Here is a 24,619-nt window from a genome sequence, read left to right on the forward strand (position 1 = left end):
AACACTTTCAATTCACTCACTAAATTATGATTAAAAATTAAACCTCAAAATCTTTTTTAAACATTTCATATCTACAAGCCGTATTCTAAATATTGGCAACATGTTTTTACCGGGGCATAGTGTATAGGGAGTGTAGGGGAACATCCTCCCGCTCCTCCTTAATAAACCGGAAAATTTAATCCCTGCGCCCTATTTCTGCCGAAATTACCCCAAATTGCAGCCTTATCCAGCATCATAAACATTGAACTCAACAAACGAAAAAAACGACGAAAAAAGCCTTAAAAGAGGATTACAGAACAGGCATATCCAGCTGATTGCCCTGGGCGGCGCCATAGGTACCGGCTTATTCCTGGGCATAGGTCCGGCAGCCGTACTGGCAGGACCATCTGTTATTCTGGGCTATGCACTGGCCGGCATCATTGCTTTCTTTATTATGCGCCAGCTGGGCGAAATGGTAGTGGAAGAGCCGGTATCGGGGAGTTTTAGTCATTTTGCCTATAAATACTGGGGGGCGTTTGCGGGTTTTTCTTCGGGATGGAATTACTGGATCCTTTATATCCTGGTGAGCATGTCGGAACTGACTGCCATTGGCGTGTATGTACATTTCTGGTGGCCGGAGATCCCGTTATGGTCTTCCAGTCTTTTCTTCTTTATTGCTATTAATGCGTTAAACCTGAGTTCTGTTAAAGTATATGGAGAAGCAGAGTTTTGGTTTTCCATCATAAAAGTAGTGGCTATCATCGCCATGATCGTTTTTGGTATTTATCTGCTGATAAGCGGAAGCGGCGGCGCACAGGCCAGTATTCAGAATCTCTGGAACGATGGCGGCTTTTTCCCACGGGGATTACTGCATGCCGACGGTAAAGGCGGTTTCCAGGGATTGTTTGCAGCCATTGCGCTGATCATGTTTTCATTTGGCGGGTTGGAACTGATTGGTATCACTGCCGCGGAAGCGGACCAGCCGGAAAAAACAATACCAAAGGCCACCAACCAGGTGATTTACCGTATCCTGATCTTTTATGTAGGTGCCCTTGTTATCCTGTTTTCCTTATCGCCGTGGAAAAGTATTACTACAGACAGCAGTCCCTTTGTAACGGTATTTGAAAGCTTAAAAGGGTTCCAGTTCTCTCTTTTTGGTAAAACCATCTATTTCACCAGCCTGATTGCAAATGTGCTGAACCTGATCGTTTTAACCGCGGCCCTTTCCGTTTACAACAGCTGCGTATACAGTAACAGCAGGATGTTGTACGGCCTGTCGAAGCAAGGCAATGCACCCGCATTTCTATCTCAACTAAATAAAAACCATGTACCTGTAAAAGCGATTCTTGTATCGGGATTGTTTGCTGCTATCTGTATTGTGGTAAATAAAGTGATCCCTGAAAAAGCGCTGGAGGTGCTCATGTCACTGGTAGTGTCGTCATTGATCATCAACTGGCTGATGATTACCGTGGTACATCTGAAATTCAAAAAGAGTAAACGAACCGCGCAGATCCAAACAAAATTCCCTTCCTTTATTTATCCGGTGTCCAATTACATTTGCCTGGTGTTCCTGGTGGGTATCCTGATCCTGATGTGGATAACGGGGATGAAGCTACCGGTAGAACTGATCCCGGCGTGGGTGGTGTTTTTATATGTATGTTTTTTGCTGGTGAAGAGGAATAAAGTCAGCACACCCATCACTACTTCATCACCTGGTTAAATCCATACCGCAAATTAATACTCGCTACAAAAACGCTGAAAGGGTCTTTCTCTTTCAGGTAATTATCAATGCCTGCTTCGGCCACAATCCATATACTTTTGGCGATCCTGAATTCAGTACCGAAATTAAACAGCAGGGACTTCTCCGGGTCGTCATAATTTTGATACTTAAACTGCGTTTCCGCAAATCCCCTGAAGCCAGAGGTGCCCAGGTAGTAGCGGACATTCACTGTTGCATTGATGAAAGTGCTGTCTTTAAACTCAGACCGGGGCAGGCTAAAACTACCGCCCAACAGCAGCTGACTGCTTTTCCCGATGCCCAACGCCCAGGTGAGCCAGGTATTGAAGGAAGCGAAGCCGGCATTTTTTACCAAGGAATCGCGGGATTGTCCTATCCACGCAATGGCGCCATCCAGGCGGGTAGCGTTCCAATGTTCGCTTTTAAACTTTTCTATCAGGTCATCTACTGCTGCGTAATATTTCTTTTTATCGGTGTCGTATCCTTTTTTAAAGGCGTCGTAGCTGGCCTGTAAAGTGGTATCGGGATTTTGTTTGAGATATTCTTCTGCTTTGTTTTCTGCGAAATCCCAGAACTCTTTATCGTGCGCTACTCCATATTCTGCACGCTCTGCAGGTGGCACTTCCTTATGTACAATAATGATCCAGTTATTTTTAAATTCCCGGAGCGCTAACTGTGCCTGTTGTTGCGCAACAAAAACAGCTCTTCTTTTTGCAGCATTCAATAACAGGTCGTCTTTCTTCCTGACAATAGAGAACCGGTAGCCGACAGCCAGTTTAGAGGATACGTTCCCCGAGTCTACAATCGCGCCGATACTAAAGGAAGAGTTATACCAGAACTTCCTTTTACCATAGTCTTCCAGTGTCCAGTTTTTGCTGGCCAGTTTTCCGGGGGAAAATTCCACCGCAAAATTTCGCGGGATGACGCCCGGGCTGTTTGAATAAAACGGGGACAAACTGAGCGCGAATTTTTGAATATCCGAAGGACGCAACAGGTTAGAAGGATCTGCTCCCAACGCTTTAAATGCCGGCATGTCCGGTACGGAAAAGTTTAACAGGTAATGCTCGGTACTGTCTGTTTTAAACTGCGCAGATGCCTGAAAAGAAATCAGGGATAACAGCATACATATTTTTCTCAGTGCTGACATACATGTGTTTTAAATAGGGGTAATCAATCCTGTTTAGCGATTAACTGCAGTAAAATATCTTCCTGTTTGCCGGTAACGTCCGCACCTAATGTAGCGGTGGCGATATAGCCAACCTGGTCGCTGCCTATTACTTTGGCAGTACTGAAATCGTCGCCCTGCAACAAGCTTACCCTTAATTTATAACCGTTGTCGTCCTCATACTTCCTTACCCTGAAAGAAATATCCAGCACTCTTTTATCAAAATTTGTTAATGGTTCACCGGGCTTATAATCGTTTTGAACGAGGTAATAATCCGGTTGCGGCAGTTCATTGCTGTTTTGCCGGAGGGGCTTTGTTAACACAGGCAGTTCATCGGCGGTGGCGGCCCACATCTGGTAGATGTAAGTAATAAAATAAATGCCGGTCATTTCTATCCTTATCCAGATTTTTCCGCCATCAGGGTCATAGGCTACCTTTTTCATGATATACAGATTAGGACCTAAAAATAGATATTTAAAATTTATAACTATATCCAGAAATATTTCCTGTCTTTCTTTTCCGCTGCTGACATAGGGCTGTCATGCCCGCCTGCTACTTTTACATCAGACAATAAAAATTTCATCCTAAAACAATCCATATGAGCAACACAAACATTTTAAGAGGATTCGCCACACTGACCATTTACGCAGCAGACCATGAAGCCGCAAAAAAATGGTACACGACGTTAACCGGTATTCCTCCTTACTTTGAAAAGCCGGGCTATGCAGAATTCCGCCTGGGCGACTATCAGAACGAACTGGGTATTATCGACAGCAAATATGCGCCAAAATCAGCTGGCAGCGGGCCTGGCGGCGCTGTTATTTACTGGCATGTAGATGATATCCGGGCCGGGTTGGAAGATAGGCCCGCAGCAGCTATTGCTGTAATGCAATCACAGCGCTGTCTTTCGTAAAGCGGGTGTCTTTTACAGCGCCGGTGCCATTGAACCGGTACTGCACACCAACAATACCGGAAGGCGGATTGGAGATAGTAAGCGCAGCGGCGGCACTGTCGTTCACAAAAAACTGCATATGCCTGTCTTTTGCCACCACGCGGAGTTTTACCCATTTTGTCAGGTCGGCGCCAAATTTTGAGAGGTCGGCATTCCGGCTGTTGAGGACAGCGCCGGCGGCAAACAGGGAGAGATCCCCTACACATCCGGGGGCGCACAGCGGGATGGAGATCAGGTCATTTTTGCACAGGATCAGCAGCTGTACCCGCTGACAGGCAGCGGTGCCCTGCTGAAAATCGCTTTTCAGCGTAGTTTCAAAAGTAAAGTGATCCGTTTTTATATCGCCGAGGGGTTGTACATTATAGAAGCGCAACGCGGGAGGAACGGGTTGCAGCGGAACATGATACGCCGACAACAATGCTTCATTCACTTCTATTCCGTTCCCTTTTGCTACTTCGCTTTTCCGGAAATACAGCGGCGTACCCGGCTCCTGTTCTATCATGGCGAGCCAGCCACCGGAGCCGATCATCAGGTCGTGTTCTTTTACGATCTGTTTATCCACCATTAATTTAGCCTTGAAATAACCCGGCTCATAATAAATAGCCGTGTATGTTTTTTCTTTTGCAGATACCGGTATTTTCCTGCGGATATCCCAGGTTTGCGCAATGAAAACCGAATCGTTCCCTGCTGCGGCGGCGTCATAGCTGAAAATAACAGAATTGGGTACGCCGTCTGCTATTACTTTATTGGAGCTGAAGGAAAAAGCAGCTGTATCAAGCGGTTTTCCCGGTTTGGTATTGGATAACAGTAAGGCGGCATATACGAGGATTCCCAGCGGTATCAGGGCCAGCAACCAGTAAGTCCATTTACTACGTTTCCGCGGCGTTGCGGCGGGCAAATGGACGGCGCCGCCGTTGCCTGTTGTATTACCTGATACTACCTGCCCGGTGGATATGATATCGTCAACTGGTAAAGACCCGGTCGTTTCATCACCAGCTGCCACAGAAGTAATTTCCCTCTCCTCCGGCAACAAGGTAACGAGGCGTTTGAACTCCCGCCAGTCGGCATACCCGGCAAACTGCGCCAGGGTGTTCAGCGTGGTGGTGGCGGGCATATTGGTGTACTTCAGTTTTCCCCACAGCCGTTTCAGGGTGGTAACACTCAATATTACCCCGGTGGCATCTTCTATGGCCGCACTTAGTTTTTCAAAATCATAGCTGGTCCATTCGCTGGCGTCGCCCCGGTTTAACCGGGCTTCTGCCAGCTCAAGGCACTTTCGTATGTAATTAATCTCAAAACTATTATTCATTCCCTGGTAGTCTATTACAAGCTTGCACGGATTTGCACACACTTGATGCGCCAATGATTAGCCCTGAAATTAGTTATTATTCAGATTTGCTGCAGCATTTAAAATTAAAAATACTGGTCATGACAAAAATCCGCACTGTGTGCTTATTCCTATTGCTTCCATTATGCGTTGCAGCACAAAAAAAGAAACCCAGCCAACAGGATGTTATCAAGGTACCGTTAGAAGCCGGGCACTGGGCATTTCAACCCGGCACCGTGGAGTTTATCACCTATAAATCGGCGCCGGCCATGAAGCTGTTGAACCGCAACGACACCGTGGTGCTGAAAGATCTCGACTTTACCAACGGCACCATTGAATACGATGTACAAGCCACCTCTCCTTTTACATCCTTCTATTTCAGGCGTATGAGCCGGAAAGAGAATGAATGTTTCTATTTCCGTATGCCCTCTTCCGGAAAAGGAGACGCCGTACAGTATGCGCCGCACATCGATGGTATTAACCTCTGGGATATGCTGGATCAGTACCAGTCGGCGGCCTGGTTTTCCAAAGACGACTGGAACCACGTAAAGCTGGTTATTTCCGGCAAACAAATGCGCGTGTATGTAAACGATACCTCCCGGCCGGTGCTGGAGGTACCGCAACTGGAAGGCAACACCTGGCATGGCGGCCTGGCATTCGACGGACAGGCGATCATCGCCAACCTGGTGGTAAAACCGGATCAAACGGAGGGTTTGCCTCCCGGTGAAGGTATCGACATCACCAACAATGATGCCTCCTACCTCCGCACCTGGCAAATTTCCCAGCCAATGAAAACCCCGGAGAAAATTGATTTCAGTATGGCGTGGATCCCCGGAAAAGATACCCCCTGGGAAACCATCCGGGCAGAAAGACGGGGGCTGATCAATGTAACCCGCAAATTTGGCGGCGTTGAAAACCGCGCCCGTCGCATCGTGTGGCTGAAAACAAATATCCGTTCCGCCGTAGCACAAACCCGGCAGCTACACCTGGGCTTCAGCGATGAAGTATGGGTGTTTGTGAACGATAAATTTGTGTACGTAGACAAAAACCTCTACTCCTATCCCCTGATGAAGCAACCGGATGGCCGTTGCTCCGTGGATAATGCGTCCTTCCCCCTCCCGTTGGTAGCCGGCGACAATGAAATATTGATTGCCCTGGCCAACGATTTTTATGGCTGGGGAATAATGGCTAAACTGGATAAGTTCGAAAATATGACCTTCGGCAAATAACCACTCCTTCCGCCAGGCAGCCCCCGTGCGGGCTGCCTGGATTTACCGGGATTACCGCGTTCCCCATCTCCCCCGGAAAAAAATACCCGGAAAACACCGCTCTAAAAATATCATGCAGAAATAAGTACTTAAATAGTGGAAGTTTATTTTGTTTCCAATAACTTTAGGTACCATGAAACAGACATTGGCAGATACTGAGCTGACCGGGCCGGTACAGCAAATGAAATATGCTACCACAGACCCCGATGGCAAATATTACGGGTATGAACTCTCCTTTTTTGATGAAAAAGGATTATTGCTCAAATGGGAAGATTATACCGCAGGCCATCAACTGGATAAAACCCTCGCTTATACTTTTGATGACCAGGGAAACCTGCTGGAAAAAGCATTGACCTCCGCAGCCAAGGGACCTATCTACAAAAACAGTTATTTTGAAAACGGCGCACTGAAAGAATGCATCGAATACTATGGGGAAGATACCTTCTACACCCGGTATGATGAAGCAGGTAATGTGCTGGAGCAACTGGAAAACAACGATCCCCTGCCAGTGGAAGAAGACCCCTACAACGAGCAATGGGAAACCAATACCAGCACGGATGACGATGGTTGCCGGATAGAAATTACCCGCTACTATTCTTTTGATGCGTTGATGGAAATCACCAAAAGCAGGTATAACAGCCGGCAACAATTACTGGAAGAATACAAATTCCAGGACGCCGACGGTTTGGCCGGTAACCATGCAGTAGAAACCACCATTTGCCAGTACAATGAACACGGACATCTGACCGCGAAAATATCCGACAGGAATACTGCCACCGGTACCGTGGAAAGAACGGTGCACCGGTATGAATTTACCTACGACCTTCATCATAACTGGATAGAAAAAGTAGAAATCATGAACAACAGGGTAACGGATTATAAAGACAAAGTCCGTTTTATCCGCCGGAGAGAGATTTTATACGCTCCATAAAATTTGCGCACATGCTATCTAACCGTCACCAGATCTTTATGGAAGTGGCCCATCAGAAAAGCTTTTCAAAGGCCAGCCAGGCATTGTTTATTTCACAACCGGCAGTAAGCACACATATCAAAGGGTTGGAAGAACAGTATAAAACCAAATTATTTGAAAGAAAAGGTTTGCAGATAGAACTGACAGAAGCCGGTCAGCTGCTGTATAGCCGCCTGCTTACGGTACGCCATATACAACAGGAAACCGAGTTCGATATTTCCGTGATCCACGACCAGCAGCAGGCCACCGGCATGCTTAACCTGGGCGCCAGCACCACCGCAGCGCTATATATATTACCCAAAGTAATGTCGGCCTTTCACCGCGAATACCCGCTGGTAGATATCTCCCTGCTTAACCGGAACAGTGAAATTGTATTGCAGGCACTGCTCGACAAAGAAATTAATATAGGCGTTACCGAAGAAAAAGGACAACTGAGCAATATTACCTACCAGCCTTTCCTGAAAGACCAGATAGTTGCCGTATGCAGCCACGACAACCCCCTGGCCCGCAAAAAGAACTACCCGCTGAAAGAAATCCTGCAAATGCCGGTAGCCATCCGGGAACGCGGCAGCGGCACCCTCGAGGCGCTCAAAAAAGGGCTGCAGAAAAGTAAGATCCGGCTCAACGACCTGAAAATAAAAGTTCGCCTGGGAGGCACTGAAGCCCTGAAAAACTTCCTACTGGAATCCGGCTGCGTAGGATTCCTGTCTACCCGCTCCATCGCTAAAGAGCTGCAACACGGCGAATTAACCATCCTTTCCTTCGAAGGCCTGCGGATAGAACGTAGTTTTTATTTCATTCAACGCAAAGGTGAAACCAGCGATCTCAACAAACGCTTCATCAAAATGGCCAGATCCATTTATAATTATTAATTATAGGTCATAATATTTTCATATAGCCAGGATTATAAGCTATGGGCTACATTTGAGCCGTACAAAATAACCTGTTGATATGAACATGCTTTTTTATTACGACGAACTGTACAAAGCGGCTGTAGAAAGAATCAACAAGCTGGTAGATATTTCTGTTACCCAGAAGAATGCGTTAATCCAGCGGCTGAAAAGCCAGGCGCCATTTCTCGCCACCACCACCGAAGATATAGACCTGGTTGCCCAAAGAATGATGAATTCCCTGGGAATGGTATTATGTCCGGATGCTGCGGCAGATTTTGCAGGAGGCAGCAAGCTCCTCGAAATGGAGATGCTGAATAACGGTGAATAACCTCCTGCCTCCCGAACGAAATATTACTGTACCGGCGGAAAAGGCTCCGCCATTCCCCGCTCAAAAGGTGTGAACGGTTCTCCTGCGGCCACACGTGCCGGCCAGTTTGGATTGGCGAGTGCTGCCTTTCCAAGCGAAATAAGATCCGCATGTCCTTCCGTTAATGCCCTTCCGGCCACGGTCAGTTCTTCCATGCCGCCGTTGGCAATCACCGGCCGTTGAACAATGCGTTTAGCCATGCCCGTAAGTGTTTCCCCATGTGCATAGGCGCCCAGTTTTTCCCAGGTGCTGCCTTCCCCTGAAATATGGATATAATCCGGCGATACCTTTCTTACTTCTTCCAGTAGTGCTGCTGCCGTAACAGCACCATCCGGCCAGCGATAGGTGAAGTTGTTCACTTTGCCTTCCGAAAGGCGCAGCCCGATAATAAAATGCGGAGGCACTGCCTGCCTGATGGCAGTGATGATTTCTGCGATAATACGGAAGCGGTTCCCCACAGATCCACCGTATTCGTCCTCCCGCAGATTGGTGTACTCCGTTAAAAACTGGTCGGGCAAGTAGCCATTGGCGGCATGCACTTCTATGCCATCAAATCCGGCGGCCACGGCATTGGCAGCAGCCGCGGCATATCCTGCCACTGCGGTGGTAATGTCAGCGGGCGTCATTGCAGCGGGAACAGGAAAGGGGCCGTCGCCGCCGCCGTAGGAGCGCAGCTTACGACCCAGCGGCGTTACCACGGAAGGCGCCAGCGTATGCGATAAATGCTGCGATAACGCGCCGGCATGCATCAGCTGCGCAATGAATAAGCTGCCGCGTGCTTTTACTTGCGCTCCCAGCTCCCGCCAGCCGGCTACCTGATGTGGCGTTACCAACCCCGGCTGATGCGGATACGCCTGGCTGGCTACCGCATCAGTATATAATCCTTCGGTGATGATGATTCCAAAACCGCCGGAGGCAAAACGTTCGTAATAAGCATGCATAGCTGCAGTAGGAATGCCCTGCAATGTAGCGCTGGCACGACTCATAGGCGCCAGCACCACCCTGTTCTTTACAGATTGCTGCGCCAGCGTAACGGGCGCCAATACCGGGTGTGTAATCATATATAAAACTTTAGCGCAAAGTTGTGCACTCTGCCCCTCCAAAACAATAACAAATGGTAAGAAATCTATAACGGCTCCTTTGCTATTTTACCACGTAAACGGCTCAGTGATTCGGGGGTAATACCCAGGTACGCCGCCACCTGGTGCTGGGGCAGGCGTGTTTCAAGAAAAGGATACCGGCTCACAAACCCGCGGTACCGCTCTATGGCCGGCTTCTGCAGCGACAGGATACGTCGTTGCAACGCTATGTAACCCCGCTGGGAAATAATGCGGTAATACCGTTCCACTGCCGGAACATCGTTAAACAGCTGCTCCAGTTGCTGCCGGGTGATACGCAGCACCTCCCCTCCCTCCAGCACGTCAATATTAAACAGGGATGGCTGACCGGACAGCAGGCTGTCCAGATCCGTGATCCACCAGCCTTCCACGCTGAACTGCAGCACATTTTCCTTCCCAGTGGCATCTTTCTCATACTGGCGGCAACAACCTTTCAGGATAAAAAATTCGTAGCGGCAAACATCGCCCTCCCGCAGCAGGAACTGGCGGCGGCGGATGCGCACGGATTCAAAATGGCCTGGAATACGTTTAATATCAGCATCGCGCAGCGGTACATGTTGGAGAATACTATCTGTCAGCAATTTCATGCCCCTGAAAATAATAGTTATTCTTCAAAGATAGCCCTATGCAGGAACCCTTCAAAGATTAATCTTTTTGCGGTCCCATCTTCCCGAAAAAATACTGGAAACTGATCATTACATAACGTTGTAAAGCATTTACCTGTTTTGTTTCTGTATAAGTAGCCGTTGTGATGTTAGAGATACTGGTGTTATTATTAAAAAGATCATTCACCCTGCACTTCAGTTTCATCTGTTCTTTCCTGCCAAAGCTATAGGCCACCGCGCTGTTACAAACAAAGTAACGGCGTTGGTCCGGCGCCGTTACCTGCGAATTATAATGGTATGCCATGTCGCCGGACAGCTCCAGCCGTTTAACGGGGATCAGCTCCCACTGCATGTTAAAGCGTTGCGTGTTATAATTAACATTATCAATGCCGGGCAGGGAATAAACGGTGTTATTCATATCTATATTTACAGCAGGCGATATGGTCAGCCACTCTTTATAAGCAATGGAAAAATAAACACCGGCGCCCGCAGTCCACCCGTTGGAGATATTTTCCTCACCGCCCACCAGGCCAATGCTTCTGTTTCTATCCATGCTGATATTAAGACCATTGTTAAATGTCCAGTCGTTGATTTTTTTCCGGAGATTGATACTTCCATGTACCATCATTCTCCACGTACCATTCACATTCTGAAAGGTACTGGTTTGCCTGCCCAGGGAATCATAACGCTGATCCACCACAATTTCATTACGGGCAAGGGACCCATTGCCACTAAGATTGAAACTAAACCCTGTAACCGGCTGATAAACGAAAAACATCAGCGACAGATTTTGAGTGAAAGTACCTTTCAGCAAAGGGTTGCCGACCTTCATGAACAAGGGGTTGGTGTTATCCACTACGGGCGACAACTGCTCTGCCGAAGGGGCGGAAGAAGAAATAGAATAGTTGGTGAACAACCGTCCGTATTTACTGACGGAATAATTTAGCTGCAGGTTGGGCGCAAATTGCTGCTGATGGATCTTAATCACAGAGTCAAGCCACAGCAGCCGGTTTTCCTGTTGCAGGATCCGCATACCGGTGTTCAGCGCTATACTAAGACGATCGCTTTTCCAGGCCAGCTGCACAGAAGGCGTATGGGTAAAACTCGAATTTTTATTACTGCTGGATAACGCGCTATCCCGCATACCATATTTACCGGACACGGGATCTTCTTCCAATACTTCCCGGAGCTGTTTGTTGTAAGTGGTACCCAGCGTGTAGTCCAGTGCCAGCACAAAGCCATGCCCGATAGCCGCCGACAGGTTAAATGTAAAATTATTATTAAAGCTGTTTTCCCTGGAGCTGATATACTGGTTTACAGAATCGCGTTGACTGATGCTATTGTTGGTATAAAAATTATTGACTACATTATTATATTCAGTTTCTTTTTTACTACCGGCATCAAACCTCCAGGTGGTGTTGAGGTTGAGCCTGCGGTTACGGCTGGTTTTGTTGAAGTTTATTTCACTGCCGCCGTTGCGCGTATGTGCTTCACCGTTATTCCGTGAAGAGAGCGTATTCAGCAGGTCACCGGTAGGCGTTTCCGATAAGGAATGCGTTTGCAATGTGTTGCTGTTTTTCCCGATAGCCGCGTTGGTCCTGAATGTCCAGGTGGTCAGCGAATCCTTTTCATAAACAAAACTGGTATACAGCTGATGCTGGCTATTCCTGCTTATTTCTTCATTGGTACTTTGGTTGCGGAAACTGTTATCCGGCAATAAATTGAGCCGGTCGGTGGTGGCTGTTTTTATATTTTTGGTATTATTATAGCTGTAGTTGCCGTCCAATGTGAGCTTTCTACCGGGTTTTGTGTTGATGTTGATGCTGCTGTTTTTGTATTCCGGCAAGCCTCCTTCTCCGCCACCACCCGTGCCAGCGACAGGTATCGCTGTTATACCGCCCGGTTGATCAGCAACATTCTTTGCAGCCGCCATCACACTGATGCTTGTAGGATTACGCATAGAGCTGATCATACCATCTGCAAGATAACGGTCACGACTACCCGCACCGGCAGTTATGTTTCCTACGATGCCGGTGTTTTTATCTTTTTTAAGTACGAGATTTACGGTCACGTCTTCCGCCGGGGCTTTCACTGCAAGGGAGCGTTGGGAGGCGAGGTCTTTGGTAGTGGTTACTTCTATCTTATCAATAATTTCCGCGGGCAGGTATTTGGTAGCGGCCTCTTTATTATCTCCAAAAAACTCCCTGCCATCTACTTTTATTCTTGTGACTGATTTTCCGTTTACGGTAATACTGCCATCATTGCCTATCACTACGCCGGGGAGTTTTTTCAGCAGCTGCAATACGCTGGCATTTGCAGCCAGTTTTATGGCCGAAGCATCAAATTCCAGGGTGTCGTTGCGAAGCGTAAAAGGCGGTTTGGCAACGGTTACCTCTACTGTTTTGAGTCCTATAATTTTGGGGCGCGTGGTATCGGCAGATGATACCGGCAGGCTGTCCGTAGTCCGCCCCTGCGCAAATGCGCAGGGAACGGTTACGAAACATCCGGCAAGGAAAAATGCGATCCCTGCGGCGTATAATGTTTTCACGTTTGTTTAGTTACTTTCCGGTACCAGTATGGCGCGGATATAATTAGCATTGTTAAAATATTTCACGGCGGTTTCCTGTAAAGTTTCCGGCGTAATTTTCTGTAGCCGGTTCTTAATATCCGGCTGTTGTAAAGGTTCCTGGTTCAGGAACGTGGAAGCGATATAATTCAGCCAGAATCCGTTTTCTTTAAACGCCCGTTCCACGCTGCTTTTATAGCCGGCCTTATATTTCACCACATCATCTTCTGCCACGCCTGTTGTTTTCAGTTTCATGATTTCACTGTTAACGCTGAGGATCAGGGTTTCCACATTGCGCGGATCGCAGATAAAATTAATGCCAAACATATATTCACCGGAAGGTACTTTGCGGGTATTGGCATTTACATTAACGCTGTATACGCCTGCTTCCTGTTCACGGAGCCGTTCTGTAAGACGGATATTAAGCACCCCTGCCAGTGCTTTCATCTGGTCGCTGGTAGTCATATCATATGGAAATGAACCGCTGAAAGCAAGGGTAACAATTGCCTGCGGCTCTTTACCGGCTACTACTTTTTTCACTACCCTGCCCTGCGGATAATTCAGCTGAAGATCCTTTACATCTTCCTGCTTATGTAGAGCCGGCAATGATCCAAGGTATTTGACCAGTAATGGCTTGATGCTATCCGTGTTAAAGTTCCCTACAAAGGTGAAGGTAAAGCCGGCGGCATCTGCAAACCGGTTTTTATAAATGGCCAGCGCCTGATCTGCATCGAGCAGGTTCAGTTGTTGCTCCGGCAGCTGCATTTTACGGAAGTGGTAATTTGCCATTACAGCGTTGAGGGTGTCGCTGTATAGTTGTCGCGGCGCCTTGTTGGCATTGGCATACGACAACCGCGCCTGTTCAATCATATTGCTGAACATCACCGGGTCTTTACGCGGACTGGTGAAGTACAGGTATACCAGTTGCAGTGCGGTTTCCAGGTCTTCATCGGCAGCACCGCCGGTGATGCCTTCTGATGTTTCGCTGATGAATGGCGATACCGACACATTCTTCCCGGTGAGTAATTTGCGTAATTCCGCCTGGGTCATATCTGATACGCCGCTGGCGCTAACGAGTGAAGCAGCGATGCTGGCGTTATAAAAATCCGCGTCACTAACCTGTGACAAGCCTCCGCGACTGAAACCATTAAATAAGATTTCATCTTTTTTAAAGGTGGTTGGTTTCAGCAGCACTTTAAGCCCATTGCTGAGTTCCAGTGAAGTAATACCCAGGTCTTTGATCACTTTCTCACTGGTGATAGTACCGGGTTGCGGCGCGCTGTCGAGCAACGTGGTGCGCAATACTTTTTTATCTTCATAGGGAGCGATGGGCGCGGCGGCAGCTTCGTTCATCCATTGCAGCACCGTGGCTTCCGAAGGAAGGGAGTCTTTCTGTTTGTCGTTGGCTACGAGGATAAGATCACGGTCGGTATCCTTAAAGTAGGATTGTGTAACGGCATTAAAACCTTTCAACGTGAGTGTGTCGGTAATGTCCTTGTACAAGGCAGTTTCATATGCGCTGCCCGGACTGGCTTCCCCCTCCAGGAAGTGTTTTACATATTCCCTTACGTATGATTCCGAAGGGGTTTTATCCCGCTCCCTGTAGCTCAGGGAAACGTTGCTGAGGAATGATGTTTTTGCCCGTTGCAATTCTCCTTCGGTGAAGCCATATTTCTTTACCCGTTGCAGTTCTGTCCACCAGGCTTTGATGCCTTTCTCTGTTTCGCCGGGTTTAAGCACTACCCTGCCGCTAAGGCCGCCGAGATTGGCCATCATTTTGCCGAATCCTGCGCCGCCACTGAGGAAGGGCGCATTCTTCTGGCGGGCCACTTCATTCATGCGATCGCTGACCATGCTGTTAAACAGGGATTGGATGAGGGTATTGCTGAAATCTGTTTTTGTTTTAATGGTGGTTCCCGGCTGTTTGATGGCGAGTTCCAGGCGGGTGGTGGCTATTTCCGGATCTGTTACTGCCAGGAACTGGTTTTTGCCGGTGAGCGCGATGGTGGTGTATTTACGTTCTTTCGGCTGTGCGGGTGAGCGCAGGTCGGCAAACATGCTGCGGATAGACTTCTCTATCTGCGCCACATTTACATCGCCCACTACGATCAGTGCCTGCAGGTCGGGCCGGTACCAGTCTTTATAAAAAGTACGGATCTGTTCATGCTTAAAGTTTTTCAGTACTTCTTCCGTGCCTATCGGCAAACGGGAGGCGTACAACGACTGGTTCACCGACAATGGCATTACTTTGTCCTGTATGCGTTGCGCTGAGCCGAGGCGTTGTCTTTTCTCTTCCAGTATTACACCTCTTTCATTATCTATTTCTTCATCACTGAGGGTAAGTTCCTGCGCCCAGTCGCGCATGATTTGCATAGCATTACGGAAAACGGTTTTATCTTCCACAGATACCGGCAGCTGGTATACTGTTTCATCGAAACCGGTGTAAGCGTTAAGGTCGGCGCCAAAGCGTACCCCTGATTTCTGGAGATAATTTACCAGTTCATTTTTGGGATAGTGGGTAGTGCCGTTAAACGCCATGTGCTCCAGGAAGTGCGCCAGGCCGCGTTGTTCGTTTGTTTCCAGGATAGACCCGGCTTTGTTCACCAGGTACATTACCGCTCTTTTTTCCGGCGTAGTATTTTTCCGGATATAATAGGTAAACCCGTTGGGGAGTTTACCTATCGTTACTTCCGGGTCCATTGGAACTGTTTCACCGGTTTGTTGTGCATGGGCTATGCTGCCGGTAAAGGCAGACAATAGCATCCCCCACGCTGCAATTTTGCAACAAAATTTTATCATGATAACCGTTATTTTTAAAAGATGATTATGGCATCCACCAGATTTTGCTGGTGAAGATGTCGATAGGACCCTGCGCCAGCAGGTTCTCCTTATTCTGTACCATTTCTGATACCGGGTAAGGACACCGGATAGGCATGGAATTACCTACCCTGGCCGGGTCGTAAGACAATGGAATTTCCGGAAACCTGCCATTGCGGCGATAGTCTACCCATGCTTCAAAAGGTTCAATACCGTTAAAGGCCATGTATTTCTGGAACATCAGCAGTTTGTATTTATCCGGTGCGGCAGCCCAGCTTACCTTTGGATTGGCGGCAGCTGTTTCTGCATTATACCAGGTATTGAAAGCATCATCCGACAGGGAAGGCACCGTGGTGTTGCCGCCTACATTGAGCCAGCGGAATGATTCCTTTACGGCATCTGTATAGGCTGTTTCGGGATCACCGGGCAACCATCCGCGCTGAATGGCTTCTGCCTGGAGGAACATGCTTTCGATGCTGGTGATGATCCAGCAGGGCATGTCATAGCCTTTTATGATACCGGTTGACAAAGGCGATACGGGTGTACGGAAAGTGCGTACGCCGCCTACCTGCGAAACGTATTCTGTGCGGTTGTAAGGGAACTGTTGTTCATCTACCGGCAAACCGAATTTATTACCCCTGTATTCCTGCGGACCGGGTTGTATAAATGGTTCCGGCGCATTGGCAGGCAATGGCACGCGGGCAGGTGAGTAAAAGAAACCAAGACGGGGGTCATGATTTTCTTTCAGCATATTCATGGCCGTTACATTTGCGGAAGCGATCTGCCAGTTAGGTACCATTTTTTCACCGGCTGCGGTATAATAGCGGGCATATACATCATACTGTGAATATTTTGCATAATAATTGGATGGCTTCTGATCGGTAAAACCGGGATTCATATCCGCATTTTCTCCACTGTTTAAAAAGCCGGAACCTTGTGCTACAATCTTCGCTATTTCTCCTTTGATATAATTCTCTCTTCCGGCTTTATTAGCCTGGTGTACCAGCAAGCGCAGCTTCAGGGTGTTGATAAACTTAAACCACTTTTGTTTGTCGCCATGAAACATAATATCCGCAATGGATATACGGAGCGCCTTATCCTGCGGAGCGTCCCTGATCAGGATAACAGAGCTGTCCAGTTGTGTCATCAGGTCTTCATAAATAAACTCTCCGCTGTCATACTTTGGCTTGCGGATGCTGGTATTATTGGCCTCGCTGTAAGGCATACTGTTACTGTTATCCACCGCGCGGCTCCATTGCAATGCCCTGATCACTTTGGCGATACCGATGTAATAGGGTTGGTTATGCAACCTGGCATTGGCTTCCCAGAGCAGGATAGCCGGGTCGGGGGAGCTGGTGCCAAAAAAATTATCGCTCAGCTGGTAATAGGTAAGCACGGTGGCTCCGGAAGAATATTCCGCGAATGTCCAGTATCCCATCCACTGTGCTTCTATTTCATTGTCTACACCGGACATACTTTTGTACAACATATCCGGCAGCATCAGATCCGGTGTGGCATTATTTTCTGTGAGCTGCATCGGGTTGTAGTTAATGTCGATCCAGCCCTTCTTACATCCGGCGATGAGTGTGGCGGCAGTTAGTAAGGCTCCCGCTAAAATGTGATATCGTTTGCGCATCAGTTTAATTTTTTTGTTGTTAGAAACTCACAGTAGTAATCACCCCATATTGTGCAACACCCGGAACGGTAGAAACACCGGAAGCAGATCCCGAAAGGTTGTCGGGGATAGTCCGGTAGCCTCTGTCGCCAGGACCTTTGATCAGCTGCGGATCACCTGATTTATTTGCTTTTGCATAGAAGTTGAACACATTTCGGCCGTATACACTTAAGTTGAGTTTCTTGATAGTTTTTGTTTTAAAGAAGCGTTCGTAACCTATCACCACTTCCCTTATTTTGAAGAAGCTGGCTTTGGTGAGATAGTTGGCGGAGGCATTGGTAAAGTGGCTGTATAATTCCTGATTAGCATTCTTCGTATATACACTGGTGTTAGCCACATACTTACCGGTTCCATCATCATAAGATGAGTTTGGATAAATAAAAGGCTTCCGGTCGTTATACGTAGTAAGTACGCTGAATCCGTACTGCACATCATATTCCATCAGTTCAGAGTAGTGCATGGCGCCGGTATTGAATTCTCCCATTACCGCTAAGTTGAATCCCTTAAAGCCGAAGTTCAAACTCATTCCACCGGAATACTTCGGTAAGGTACGACCACCGTAAATGGGTTTGTTCACATCCACATCCGGCATACCGGTTTCTTTATCTACGATCACCCTGCCTTCTGCATCTCTTTTTAAATCATACACCTGGTATTCAAAGGCGCGTTGGCCGGTGCGGGCTACTACACCGTACATGCTGCCATAGTAGGGTGTTTTCAGTGGGAACAATCCATCATAGGCATCGCTGATGGAGATGACCTTATTATCGTTCATGGCTATACGTACATCAGCACTGAGGGTAAAGCCGCTTCTTGTTTTAATGATGGGATCAAATTTCAGATCTGTTTCCCAGCCGTAGTTGCGCATCACGCCCAGGTTATCTACGGTGCTGCCGCCACTTAACCAGGGGATCTTTACTTTCATGATCACCCCGTTATTACGTTGTGTGTACCAGGTAAAATCTGCTGATACGCGGTTTTTCCATAAGCTTATACCAACGCCATATTCCTGGCTAAGGATCTTTTCCGGTTTCAGGTATGGGTTAGGATTACCGTCCATGTATTCATAGGCAATGATGCCTTCATCTGAAGTGCCCGGATAAGGAAAACTATTAGAATAAGCCATCTGTAATGTCCTTTCAGACTGATAAGGCTCAATATTCATATTGGCCGTGGTATTGACCGCTGCGCGTACCTGCAAACGGGATAGCCAGGTATAATTTTTCAGGGAGGAAATTACTTCATTCAGGATCACCGAAGTATTACCGCCTATATACAGATCTTTACCCCTACCTACTTTTGCACGTTTGGAATCCCAGTCATTACGCGCCATCAGCTCCACAAATACTTTGTCTTTATAACCAATACCAGCAGTACCAAAGAAGGAGTAATTGCGGGTGAGCAACGATGCTTCGCTCCCGAAAGGCTGGTCGCGGGAAAAGGCCAGGTTAAATACCGGTATGATGGGATTACCGGTACCCATTAATTTCTTGTAATAATTTTCTTTTACAGAACTTCCTAATGTGGTACGGAAGTTAAAATCGCCGGCACGGTTTAAGGCTGTTATCAGCAGGTCGTTGTTAAGGGTAGTAATAACGCGGGATTCCTCGCTCATTTGTGTAAGCCGGTCGCGGAAGCGGTTATAGCCACCATTTATTTTTGCAAAGTCAGAAAAGTTCTGCGGCTGTAAGACGGATCTTTCATAAAATCCGTTATATACAATACTCGGTTTATCCGTTACCGTTAGCCAGGGCAATACTTTTCCTGTCAGGACCAAACCCGCTACCACCGCATTATCTGTCCCTTTCTTCCTGCGGTCTGCTGCAGCCTGGTAGGGGCTCATCACATCATTGTCATTCCAGTAATGGTTGATGTCTGACCACTTATCATTTTCATAATCCTTATAACTAAGGATAGGGATAAAAGTGGGTGTGCTCAGCATATCAGTGAACTCAGGTCCTTTATCGGTATTGGTGCGGGAGTAGTTCAGGTTCAACTGTACATTCAGTTTGCCCAGTTTACGTCCGGCGCTGAAGAAAAGGTTGACAGCATCCTGTTTATCGCCTGGTACCATACCCGTTTGATTCACGGCACTCAGGCCGAGATAAAAATCGGAGATGGCATCTGATTGCGAAATAGACAGGTTATTTTGTACGGTACGGCCTACATGGAAGAAGCGTCTTGCGTCTTTTTTATCAGAGTAGGTCACCATCTGGTAGTCGCCGTTTTCATCGGCTCTTCCGATCGGTACCAGGCGGCCATCGTAGGCGGGCCCCCAGCCGTTTTTATCCAGGCTGCTGTAAATACCGTTTCCTTTGTCATCTACCAGTCCGCTGCCGGTGCCGAAGCGTCGTTGTTTACTCTTATCGTTCCGGAAATCGAGGCGGGAAAAGTTTACGCTGTTGCGGAAGTTAATAGCCGGTTTACCCTTTTGTCCTTTTTTGGTGGTGATGACGATCACGCCATTCACCCCTTCCGGTCCGTACAAGGCCGTACCATTGGCGCCTTTCAGCACGGTTACGTTTTCAATATCAGCAGGGTTGATGTTATTGATAAAGTCCATGATCATGGCGGCGGAGCCGTTGTCGGAGCCAAAAGATAAGGGGGTACCATTCAGGATAAACAGCGGCTGGTTATTACTGGTGGTACTAAAAGAGCGGATGCCGCGGATCAGTACCCGCATCTGCGGGTTCATGTCGGCACTCTGTATAGCAATATTTAAACCGGACACTTTACCAGCCAATCCCTGGAGCAGGTTGCCGGAATTGGCGCGGTTGATATCTGCCCCGCTCACTTTGGCTACACTATAACCTACTTCTTTGGAACTTTTTTCTATCCCAAAAGCCGTTACTACGGTTTCATCCAGTTTAGATACTGCCGGATTCATCAGTACCGTGAGGACGGGCTGATTAGGGATGATCTTTATTTCCTGTGTTTCATATTGCAGGGAGGTGATGATCAGCACATTGCCGGGTTCTGCATTCAGTACAAAGTTGCCCTGCGGATCTGTAATAGCGCCCCTGTTTTTTCCTTTTATTTTTACAGATGCCGATGCAATGGGCTCTTTATTCACCGCATTCAGTACGGTTCCCCTCACTTCTATAAAAGCACTTACCACAAAAGGTAATTTGCCTTCCAGTGGCGGCGGTTTTACCGCGAGCGTGATCACTTTATCCGTGATAGTATAATTCAATGGCTGGTCTTTAAAGGCCGTTGCCAGGAAAGCCGCCAATGGCATCTCTTCTGCCGCTACCGTTACCGGTTTTGCCGTTTTCAGCAATTCGCTGTTGTAGAAAACTACATAGCCTGTTTGCTGCTCGATAGCAGTAAAAATTTTCTTCAGGGAAAGATCCTTTCCCGAAAGTGTAACACTTTGTGAAAAAGTTGACGCATGCACACTTAGAAAAGTAATGGTCAGCAGTAAAAAGGTAAGCCTCATTACGAAGAAGATTTTGGTAATGTAACGATGCCTCCACCATGACAGGTGGCCACAATAAGCATTTTTTTGCATAAATTGCATTTGGTTTGGTTGATAATAGATTCTCTTACGGAAAATTTAAAACGACTGAACTACCAACCGGAAGTGGGTCCAAGCACTTCCGGTTTTCGTTTTTTATGATTGGTTTATTTAGGTTGTATGATGAGTTTTCCTCCAGGCTCCAGCCTGAAGTGAATGCCGGCATCAGTCAATATCTTGAGTAATTGCGTCAGGCTTACGTTCCGTACTATTTTACCACCGAACACCACATCCGGTACTTCCTGGTCGTACACTACCTCGATGTTATACCACCTGGCCAGTTGCCGCATTACCTCCCGCAGGTGTTGTCCTTCAAAATTAAACAGGCCGCTGCGCCAGGCCATTACCGCGCTGGTATCCACTCCGTTCACCACCTGCGGCGTTTGCGTACCTGCCGCTAAAACAGCCTGCTGTCCTGGCTGCAATACCACCGCCTGCGCCGCGCTGAAGCGGATACGCCCTTCCAGCAAGGTAGAGCGGATGGCCCCTTCATCGGGGTAGGCGTTTATGTTAAAGTGAGTGCCCAGTACATCAATATAGCTTTCCTGTTTGCTGATCTTTACCCGGAAGGGTTTGTGCGGGTCCTTCGCTACTTCAAAGTAGGCTTCCCCGCTCACTTCCACCAGTCGTTCCCGGCTGGTAAAAGCAGTAGGATAGCTGAGCGAAGAGGCGGCGTTCAGCCATACTTTGGTACCATCGGGCAGTACTACCTGGAACTGGCCGCCACGTGGCGTTGTAAGTACGTTGATACCGGCGGCCTCCCCGTTGGAGGAAGGCGCATAATTCAGCTGGCCGTTTACCTGCTGGGCGGTGGTATTGCCCAGCTGTATTTGCCGTTTGGCAACGCTGTCGAGTGCAATTACGGAGCCATCGGCCAGTTTCAGTACAGCTTTACTGCTGCCTGGCGCCACGTCGTATTTCGCGGCCAGTTGCTGTTTGCCGGTTTGCTGCTGCCAGCGGAAAATACCGGTGCCAATGAGTAGCAGCAGGGATGCCGCTGCTGCCCACCAGGCATACTGCCGGGGAATCAGGCGGCGCGGTGGTTTATCTGTTGCTTTTGATGGAGTGGCTTGTATAATATGCGCGTACATTTCCGGCAGGGGCGCGTCCTGTCCGAATGCCGAGTGGTCAGTGTCGGCAAGCGCCGCCAGCAGGCTTTCCAGCCGGGCAGTGTTGCGCTCATCCAGGAGCATTACCCGCCATTGCCGGAACTCTTCCGGTGTCATGGTATCGTCCGTATACTTGCGGAACAGTTCATCAAATTCCTTGTCGGCAGGTTGCATGCATTTAAATAATAATGGTTGATGTTGTTATTACCCTTTGCTACTATTAGACGTAAATACATCCGGTGGGTAATGCATACTTTCTTAAAAAAAAGCAGAAAATAATGGCGTCAGGTACAAAAGAGCCACCAGTACTATTTCCGGGAAGTTTTCTTCCAGGTATTTACGGATAATGGCCAATGCCCGCACCAGATGACTTTTGGAGGTAATGGGTGAAATATTCATGCGTTGTGCAATTTCCGTATGGGTTAATCCCTGGAAACGACTCAGCATAAAAGCGGTTTTTAATTGAGGGGAAAGTTGGTCTACTGCCTGTAAAATGGCTCCTTCCAGTTGTTTCAGCGCCAGTTGTTCTTCTACGGAAGGCGCTGTATCTGTAAAAAAGCTGGTCAGGTATGCTTCATTTTCCGGAGCCGCTACTTTTTTCCGCAGGTAATCCATTGCCAGATTGCGGGTAATGGCGTTGAGCCAGGGTCTGAATTGCTGTACAGTAAGCAGTTGTGTTCTTTTCACCCATATTTTTACAAAAACTTCCTGGGTAAGGTCCTGTGCTATCTCCGGTGATTTCATCAGGCGCAGGGCAAGGCCGTACACATGCCTGGCATAATGTTCATAAAGTATACTGAATGCCTCCTGATCGGCGTCGGCTACCCGCTGGAGCAATTCCTTCTCATCTTCTAACTGGTGCATTCCATAAAAATCTAGGCGCGGAGAGATCGGTGTTTTGATTGATATCGTAAAAATAGAAAAAAGCCGTCATTCGTTCTTCTTTTTATTTACAGATATCTTTTCTCAGCGCTTCTCCGTCTTTCACACCGTGTGTATTGAACTCAATAGTTTCCACGCGTGTGCCACCCGGATAATGGAGGCGGATTTCATAGTCGGTATCTTTTTCCAGTGTCAGGTTAATTTCCCTGCCGGCCTCCCCGATAAAGCACCAGCCGATTTGCCGTTGTTTGTTATAGATATAAATACATGCGGCTGTTAATGACGGGCACACGGTACCGGTGAATGGGATCACGAGTCCCGGCGGTAATTGGGTAAGCGTATAGGTGGAGGGTGTGGTAATGGAATAAATATCATCACTTCCTTTGCCACCCGTGCGGTTGGAGGCAAAGTAGGTATTTCCATTGGCAGCGGCTACAAAATAAAAATCGTCGCCCGCGGAATTGGTGGGATAGCGGAGGTTTTCCGGTGTGCTCCATTGGGTTTTGCTACCAGCGGTATGGAAAATGTCGAAACCGCCCATGCCGGTCCATCCTTTACTGGAAAAGTACAGGCCGCCATCGGGGGCTATGGTTGGAAACTCCTCTTCTTCTAAAGTATTAATACCCGCACCGCAATTTACCGGTGCGCCCCATTTGCCATCGCCTTGTTTTTCGCTGTACCAGATGTCTGTAGCTCCCTGTCCGCCTGGCATGTTGGCCGCAAAATAAAGGGTGTTGCCATCATTGCTGAGGGCGGCATGTCCCAGGGAATATTCATCGGGTTTATTATAGGGGAATGCAGTTAGTTCGCCCCATTTACCATTTGCATCTTTTTGCGCGGAGAATAATTCCAGGCGGCGGTAGCCGTACTTTACTTTATCTTCCTTTACGGCAGGAATGCGGCGGTCCGCGTTTGTCATGGTTACATAGGCCGTGCGGTAATCTTTATCAAAAACGGCGGGGCCTACATGGTATTTCGACCAGTTAAATGCCGGGGAAAAATCTTTGACGTATACATTGCCATAGTTGGCGGTATCTCCTATATAAAGGCCCTGAAAATCGGTGCGGGTGCGGCCATATACATTCCTGTTAAAATGGCTGCCATTTTCGAGCTGGTTGCGGTATAGCGAGTCGGACACGAATACGATACCGCCGGGATAATAAGTAGCGCCCCAGTCGGAACCAATGGTATTAAGCCGTTCCACATTACGGATGGCAACAGGCGTGGGTGTTTGTATCCATTCCTGTGCGGCATCGCAGCCGGCGATCCGGTTTTTCACCTGTTCGGGGCTACCGGTTTGTGCATATTGTGTGTAGGCTGCTTTTGCTTCATTGTATTTACCTAAACTTTTGAGCATATCGCCGTAGTATAAACGGGCATCAGCGGGGGCATCGGGGCGGGTCAGCAATTTGGCGTACCAATCGGCGGCGGCGGCATATTCATTGATATGCCGGTAGGAATCTGCCAGGCGTTCCAACACAAGGTTTTTTGTTTTGTCTTTTTTCTTTGCGGCAATCCTTTCATACAGGGAAGCTGCTTTTGCGTAATCGTATTTGGCGTAGTAAACAGCAGCCTGTTGGTCGAGCGGCAATTGTTCCTGTGCCTGTAAAAACTGTACCGATAAGATGAGTAGAATTATACCAGCATATTTTTTCATAGTGTATATTTAAA

18 protein-coding genes are annotated in these 24,619 nt (G+C 47.9%); 6 read left to right on the forward strand and 12 right to left on the reverse strand.

Going from position 1 to position 24,619, the window contains the following annotated elements; genetic code table 11:
- Positions 1-241: 241 nt before the first annotated feature.
- On the forward strand, positions 242-1,699 hold the full coding sequence (locus ACMXI2_RS20175; protein ID WP_483777871.1) for an amino acid permease: 1,458 nt from the start codon (positions 242-244) through the stop codon (positions 1,697-1,699).
- Here the strand turns inward: ACMXI2_RS20175 and ACMXI2_RS20180 are convergent.
- Entirely contained in the window at positions 1,680-2,864 is a 1,185-nt protein-coding gene (locus tag ACMXI2_RS20180; protein ID WP_483777872.1) for a hypothetical protein, read from the reverse strand. The genes ACMXI2_RS20175 and ACMXI2_RS20180 overlap by 20 nt on opposite strands.
- A 23-nt stretch (positions 2,865-2,887) precedes the next feature.
- The gene (locus ACMXI2_RS20185; RefSeq protein WP_483777873.1) at positions 2,888-3,325 is read right to left on the reverse strand and encodes a hypothetical protein; all 438 of its coding nucleotides are present in this window, start codon (positions 3,323-3,325) and stop codon (positions 2,888-2,890) included.
- Positions 3,326-3,480: 155 nt separating this feature from the next.
- Here ACMXI2_RS20185 and ACMXI2_RS20190 point away from each other — a divergent pair, with 155 nt between their 5' ends.
- Complete coding sequence (locus ACMXI2_RS20190) at positions 3,481-3,795, forward strand: VOC family protein (protein ID WP_483777874.1); 315 nt, start codon at positions 3,481-3,483, stop codon at positions 3,793-3,795.
- Here ACMXI2_RS20190 and ACMXI2_RS20195 read toward each other — a convergent pair.
- Positions 3,758-5,143: a hypothetical protein gene (locus ACMXI2_RS20195; RefSeq protein ID WP_483777875.1), complete on the reverse strand. Its 1,386-nt coding sequence runs from the start codon at positions 5,141-5,143 to the stop codon at positions 3,758-3,760. The two genes, ACMXI2_RS20190 and ACMXI2_RS20195, sit on opposite strands and share 38 nt — an antisense overlap.
- A gap of 119 nt (positions 5,144-5,262) precedes the next feature.
- Here ACMXI2_RS20195 and ACMXI2_RS20200 point away from each other — a divergent pair, with 119 nt between their 5' ends.
- The 4 genes from ACMXI2_RS20200 (at position 5,263) to ACMXI2_RS20215 (ending at position 8,620) form a co-directional block, all read left to right on the forward strand.
- Positions 5,263-6,390, forward strand: a complete 1,128-nt coding sequence (locus ACMXI2_RS20200; RefSeq protein WP_483777876.1) for a hypothetical protein — start codon at positions 5,263-5,265, stop codon at positions 6,388-6,390.
- Between the two features lie 172 nt (positions 6,391-6,562).
- Positions 6,563-7,360 (forward strand): hypothetical protein, encoded by a 798-nt coding sequence (locus ACMXI2_RS20205; protein ID WP_483777877.1) that lies wholly within the window; start codon positions 6,563-6,565, stop codon positions 7,358-7,360.
- An 11-nt stretch (positions 7,361-7,371) separates the two neighbouring features.
- Entirely contained in the window at positions 7,372-8,271 is a 900-nt protein-coding gene (locus ACMXI2_RS20210; protein ID WP_483777878.1) for a LysR substrate-binding domain-containing protein, read from the forward strand.
- 79 nt (positions 8,272-8,350) lie between these two features.
- A complete protein-coding gene (locus tag ACMXI2_RS20215) occupies positions 8,351-8,620 on the forward strand; it encodes a hypothetical protein (protein WP_079470098.1) in 270 nt (89 codons plus the stop codon).
- Between the two features lie 23 nt (positions 8,621-8,643).
- Here ACMXI2_RS20215 and ACMXI2_RS20220 read toward each other — a convergent pair whose 3' ends face one another.
- From ACMXI2_RS20220 to ACMXI2_RS20260, 9 genes are all read right to left on the reverse strand, one after another.
- Positions 8,644-9,720 (reverse strand): oxidoreductase, encoded by a 1,077-nt coding sequence (locus tag ACMXI2_RS20220; protein ID WP_483777879.1) that lies wholly within the window; start codon positions 9,718-9,720, stop codon positions 8,644-8,646.
- A 65-nt stretch (positions 9,721-9,785) separates the two neighbouring features.
- The gene (locus tag ACMXI2_RS20225; RefSeq protein ID WP_483777880.1) at positions 9,786-10,364 is read right to left on the reverse strand and encodes a Crp/Fnr family transcriptional regulator; all 579 of its coding nucleotides are present in this window, start codon (positions 10,362-10,364) and stop codon (positions 9,786-9,788) included.
- A gap of 58 nt (positions 10,365-10,422) precedes the next feature.
- Positions 10,423-12,930, reverse strand: a complete 2,508-nt coding sequence (locus tag ACMXI2_RS20230; protein WP_483777881.1) for an outer membrane beta-barrel protein — start codon at positions 12,928-12,930, stop codon at positions 10,423-10,425.
- A gap of 6 nt (positions 12,931-12,936) precedes the next feature.
- Entirely contained in the window at positions 12,937-15,747 is a 2,811-nt protein-coding gene (locus ACMXI2_RS20235; protein WP_483777882.1) for a M16 family metallopeptidase, read from the reverse strand.
- 25 nt (positions 15,748-15,772) lie between these two features.
- A complete protein-coding gene (locus tag ACMXI2_RS20240; RefSeq protein ID WP_483777883.1) occupies positions 15,773-17,401 on the reverse strand; it encodes a SusD/RagB family nutrient-binding outer membrane lipoprotein in 1,629 nt (542 codons plus the stop codon).
- Positions 17,402-17,420: 19 nt separating this feature from the next.
- Positions 17,421-20,951 carry a SusC/RagA family TonB-linked outer membrane protein gene (locus ACMXI2_RS20245; protein ID WP_483777884.1) on the reverse strand — a complete coding sequence of 1,177 codons (3,531 nt, stop codon included), beginning with the start codon at positions 20,949-20,951 and terminating at the stop codon, positions 17,421-17,423.
- A gap of 113 nt (positions 20,952-21,064) precedes the next feature.
- Positions 21,065-22,240 carry a FecR family protein gene (locus tag ACMXI2_RS20250; RefSeq protein WP_483777885.1) on the reverse strand — a complete coding sequence of 392 codons (1,176 nt, stop codon included), beginning with the start codon at positions 22,238-22,240 and terminating at the stop codon, positions 21,065-21,067.
- 84 nt (positions 22,241-22,324) lie between these two features.
- Positions 22,325-22,930, reverse strand: coding sequence for an RNA polymerase sigma factor (locus ACMXI2_RS20255; RefSeq protein WP_483777886.1), 606 nt, complete (start codon positions 22,928-22,930; stop codon positions 22,325-22,327).
- Between the two features lie 82 nt (positions 22,931-23,012).
- Positions 23,013-24,605 carry a hypothetical protein gene (locus ACMXI2_RS20260; RefSeq protein WP_483777887.1) on the reverse strand — a complete coding sequence of 531 codons (1,593 nt, stop codon included), beginning with the start codon at positions 24,603-24,605 and terminating at the stop codon, positions 23,013-23,015.
- Positions 24,606-24,619: the final 14 nt, after the last annotated feature.

Source organism: Chitinophaga sp. G7 BAM 1005, from assembly GCF_057126945.1.